The organism is Vibrio sp. R11-SG3-ISO9 (assembly GCF_059834255.1).
Genome location: NZ_JCBDGU010000054.1, coordinates 1 through 4902 on the forward strand (window position 1 = coordinate 1; position 4902 = coordinate 4902).

A 4902-nucleotide genomic window follows, 5' to 3' on the forward strand; every position below is an offset into this window, starting at 1 on the left:
AGGCCGTCGCCTATCACATAAAGAAAGGCGCGGGCCGGGCCGACGACTATCGAACAGACTACGCAATCACCGAAAGGGTTCGCGTTCCTGCAGATCAGATCATCCACATATACCAAGAGGATTGGGTCGGGCAACATCGAGGTTTACCTCTACTTTCTACGAGCTTGCAAACCTTTGGGATTGTCGGCGAGTACGAGCAAGCCGCATTAAACGCAGCGAAGACGGGCGCTAAATCGAACCTGTTCGCCCAGGCAGAGGCCGGAAATTCTCACTTGATGTTTGATGCGGACGGAAACCCGGTCGACGTCGAGGTCGATATCCATGAGCAGGACGTCACGGTACTACCCACCGGCTTTTCAATTACCAACGCGGCGGAGCCATATCCGGCGGGTGAATTTGATTCGTTTGTTAAGCGCGTTCTACGCCGAATATTTGCGGGCGCGGGGATTAACTATTCTCTCGCGGCGAACGACTTAGAGGGCGTGAATTATAGCTCTCTAAAGCATGGCCGCAGCGCCGAACTAGACACATTTCTCACTCTTCAAAGTTTATTAATTGAGTCGTTCCTAACTCCTGTTTTCGAGGAGTGGATCGAACGTCAGTACCTACTTGAAAAGATAAAAATCAAAAATCGACCTCTCAATCGAGCCCTTGATCTGTATCTCGGCCACCAATGGCACGGCAGACGATGGGAAAGCCTGGACCCCGCAAAACAGGCCTCAGCGAATGAGAAAGCCCTCGCTCAAAAAACGACGTCAGTCTCGGCAATCATCCGAGAGACGACGCAGCGCGATCCGTTGGAAGTATTCAAGGAGATCGCGGAGGAGCGCGAGATTTGGGACCAATTAGGGCTAACACCCGAAGAGGTTACAAGCGCACTAACCAACAACCCGACAAACGGCGGAAACAATGACGACACAGATCAAACGAACCCGAACGGTCAATCTAGCAAACAGCAAGATTGACGCAGAGGCGCGCACGGTTGAGGTCGCTTTTAGCTCAAACGCAGAAGTCGACCGAGGGGGTTTCGTTGAAATCCTCAGCCACGAACGCGGCGCAATGGACACACACAGACTAGAGGACGGCGCGGCCGTCCTTGTTGATCATGACTGGGGCGATCACGTTGGCGTCGTCGAATCAATCGTGATTGACAGCGCCGGAGGCGTTGGTCGCGCACTGCTTCGATTCGGCAACAGCACCAGAGCCCGAGAAGTATTCCAGGACATTGTCGACGGCATCCGTCGTCACATTTCATTCGGTTACATCATCCACGAAGAGCGAAAGCTAGAGGGACGCCGAGGCGTAGAGGTTACGAAGTACGAGCCCTACGAAATCTCAATCGTTTCGGTCCCTGCAGACGTGACCGTCGGAGTTGGCCGCAATGCGGAGCCGCTACCCGAAGCGCTCCAACCCCCAGAAGAAAAACCACTCCAACAAGCCGAGCCAGAGCAGCAGCCAGAGCCGGAAGCACCAACAGAAACAGCACAAGAAACCCAAGAGGATCAACACATGGCTGACACAGTAAACGACGCAGTAAAGGCAGAGCGCGAGCGTTCGGCAAAAATTCGCCAACTAGGCAAAAAGTTTGGTTTTGCTGACAAGGCAGAGGAAGCAATCGAAAACGGCGACACCGTGGAACGTTTCGCATTCTTTATCGGCGAGAATGCAAGCGACGCAACGGCAACGCGCGGGCAGTCTCCAGAGAGCGAGGCAGAAACGGCGGGCATTACTCAAAGCGATCTAGCTCAATATTCTATGGCTCGCGCAATCAAGGCGGCAGCCTCTAACGACTGGAGCAAAGCGGGCCTAGAGCGCGAAATCTCTCTAGCACTAGCAGACCAACGAGGCCGCGACGCTCAAGAGCGCGGATTTGTAGTCCCTCATGAGGCGCTAGTAAGTCAGCTAATGAATACGCGCGCGAAACAGGACACCACGGCGTCGGCTGAGATTGTGCCGACAATCTATCGCCCTGATATGTTTATCGACCTACTGCGAGATCAAACGATTCTTGGGCGCCTGGGTGGTCAAATGTTAACAGGCCTTACAGGCTCGGCAGGGATTGATATTCCGGCACAGCTAGACGACGTGGCGGCAACATGGATCGGTGAAGATGATCCGTCAGGAGAGGGCACAATCAGCTTTGGCAAAGTGAACTTGTCACCGTCGACCCTTGCGGTTTCTGTGCCAATCACTCGCCGCGTTCGCTTGCAATCAAACCCGCTAATCGATCGCATCGTTCAGCGTTCAATCATGTTTGCAATGGCTCAAGGTCTAGACAAAGCGACGTTCTACGGCTCGGGCAAGTCAAACGAACCAACAGGGATCATGGATGCAGCTCGCGAAGCTGACAAAGGCGCGGGCTCTTTGGGTGCGGTTGGCAAAGTTACCAACACAACTAAGGACACGATCCCTAGTTGGGAAAAAGTAGTCGAAATGGAAACTATCCTCGACGAGCTTAATTTCGAGGGCGGTTCGACTCATTACATGATGAGTAAAGCGACTCGCGGGCAGCTAAAAACCAAGATGAAATCTACAGAGGTAGGCAATACATTTGGTTGGATGATGCCAACAGGCGGAGAGCTGAACGGACACAGCGCGATCGCTCACAACATGTTTAAGAATACAACAGCAGCGGACAGCGATTTCTTATTCGGCGACTTTAGCGCGGCGATGTGGGGTTTCTGGTCGTCGGTTGACTTCCGCGTCGACACGGCAACGGACGCAGCGGCGGACGGTATCGTATTGCGAGCGTTCCAGGACTGTGGTTTCCAACTTGAGCGAAACAGCGCCTTTGTGAAGCTAGTAGCAGCGGTATAAGGGGCGGCGGCGTGGATTTCTTAAATGAAATGAAAGAAGTTGACGCCGTTATTTTCGAAAGTCTCGGGGATACGTGGACGATTTCAGGGGAGGATATCCAAGCGATAACCGACTCAGACGAGATCGAACACCTCGCCGGGTGGGGTCGTAGAGTGCGGCTAGAAATCGAAGAAAAGCACGACGCAACGGTCCAGATTGGGGCCATTGCTGCGCGCGGCTCGGAGGTTTGGACGGTCGCAGATAAAACGCCCCCAGTCGACGGGCTCCTTGTTCTGATACTGGAGATGAAGCCGGATGACGAGACAGGATTTAATACTTAATGCCATTGTTGCGGCCATAAGTGCCGAAATGGCAGGGACCGCGCACGTTGGCCGAAATATCATGAGGCCATCTCAAGCGCCGATCCCGGTGGTTTCTGTGTCTCTCACGGCAGACAGTCCAACAGTGCAAAACATGGCTTTCATTGACTGGGAAATGACGGCGACGACCACGATCGCGCTATTCGGGAAACTAGACCAAATGGACTCTTTATTCCTGGCAGCACGCGCGAGCATTCATCGAGCTTTAATGCGGGACCAAACACTCAATTTGGGATTTGTTCAAAGCATCCGGCCGGATGAAATGAGCGAGCCCGAGTTCGACAACGACGGCGATCGGCCGTCAGTTTTGATTGATCTTGATTGGTTGGTTAAGTACCGCACTAAAGCGGATTCAATAGAGGGTTAAAAATGCTAGTTTCACGACAAGTTATTTTGATCGGGGTAGAGACAGCGACGGGAACACCCGCCACGCTGACAGGTGACAACGCAGTCCTGGTTAATAGCGTATCTCTAACCAACACAGGGGCGCGAATGATTGAGCGTCCGGTGATCAAAGAATCATTGTCGCCGTATCAGCAAGTTTACGGCGGCACACTTCAGCAAGTGCAATTTTCTTGCGAGATAAAAGGGGCCGGGTCTAGTGCTATCGGTAAAGCTCCAGAGATCGGCGCCGCTCTAAGAGCTTGCGGGTTCAAAGAGACGCTAACGGATGGGACCTCAGCATCATATAACACCGCATCGGCAAAAGAAGACTTAAAATCGGTAACGATCGAGCTCTACCAAGACGGAGTTTACCGCCAGATTGTAGGGGCGCGCGGGACCGTATCCTTTACGATCAACGCGGGTGAAATCCTAACGGCAGAGTTTACGCTCACGGGCCATTACGGCGAGCATAAAGACAAAGAGACGCCGTCCGTAACCTATGACTCAACGGTCCCGGCCGCTTTGATCAATCTGCAAGGGTTCAAAATTGGCTCAAACGCGGCCAACATTGGCGCGATGACGTTGGATATTGGAAACAACATCATTACCCCGGCAGATATCACCGACGATCAAGGCTACGGCGAGGTGAGAATCTCAACTCGCGACATTACGGGGACACTCGACCCGGAAATGGCATTGCTGAAAGGTGGGCCTAACTATCTAAAAGACTGGATGGACGGGGCCACGCCAGAGATCACCACGGGACCAATTGGCCCGGCAGGCAATCAAATCACGTTCACCATTGCTAAAGCCGCTTATCGAGAAATCGGCCAGGGCGACCGAGACGGGGTTATCACTGAAACCCTAAGCTTTGGGGCCCATGAGAAAAATAAAGACGACGAAGTCGTGATCGTATTCAAGTAACCACAAGCCGCCAACTAGGCGGCTTTTTTTTATCTGGAATTTATCGAATGTCAAAATTTTTTGAAACATACACACCACCAAGCGAGTTGACCAAGCCAGAAGAGGAGCGCCGTTCCTACTCAATTAAGCCTCTTTCTAAAATTGATTTTTGGGAGTTTTTGAGCTCGGCAGACCAAAAAGGAAAGGCCGCGATCGAGGTTGAGTTAAAAGTTCTGATCGGAGCTCTCACGGGTTGGCAAGGCATCGAGCAGCCGTTCGAAGCGACTCGCGAATCTATTCTCGCAAACATCCCGGTTATTCATGCGCGATCACTAGTGAAGCGAATTGTTGAGCTTTCGGTTCTATCGGACGCAGAAACAAAAAACTAATAATCGCTTGTGAGGTTCAGTTAAACCCCGGCGCGTTTAGCTCTCACAAG

At 52.5% G+C, this 4902-nt stretch carries 6 protein-coding genes; all 6 read left to right on the forward strand.

All coding sequences use genetic code 11. The annotated features are described in order from the left end of the window. The coding region (locus AC6R05_RS20615; RefSeq protein ID WP_500648487.1) for a phage portal protein at positions 1-965 on the forward strand (965 nt) is incomplete at its 5' end. Next, the gene (locus tag AC6R05_RS20620) at positions 910-2817 is read left to right on the forward strand and encodes a phage major capsid protein (protein ID WP_500648488.1); all 1908 of its coding nucleotides are present in this window, start codon (positions 910-912) and stop codon (positions 2815-2817) included. The genes AC6R05_RS20615 and AC6R05_RS20620, both read left to right, overlap by 56 nt. 11 nt (positions 2818-2828) lie before the next feature. Next, entirely contained in the window at positions 2829-3137 is a 309-nt protein-coding gene (locus AC6R05_RS20625; RefSeq protein ID WP_500648489.1) for a hypothetical protein, read from the forward strand. After that, a complete protein-coding gene (locus tag AC6R05_RS20630; protein WP_500648490.1) occupies positions 3112-3543 on the forward strand; it encodes a hypothetical protein in 432 nt (143 codons plus the stop codon). Before AC6R05_RS20625 ends, AC6R05_RS20630 begins: the two co-directional genes overlap by 26 nt. Positions 3544-3545: 2 nt before the next feature. Next, positions 3546-4484, forward strand: a complete 939-nt coding sequence (locus AC6R05_RS20635; protein ID WP_500648491.1) for a phage tail tube protein — start codon at positions 3546-3548, stop codon at positions 4482-4484. Between the two features lie 47 nt (positions 4485-4531). Next, positions 4532-4852, forward strand: coding sequence for a hypothetical protein (locus tag AC6R05_RS20640; protein WP_500648492.1), 321 nt, complete (start codon positions 4532-4534; stop codon positions 4850-4852). Positions 4853-4902 lie beyond the last annotated feature (50 nt).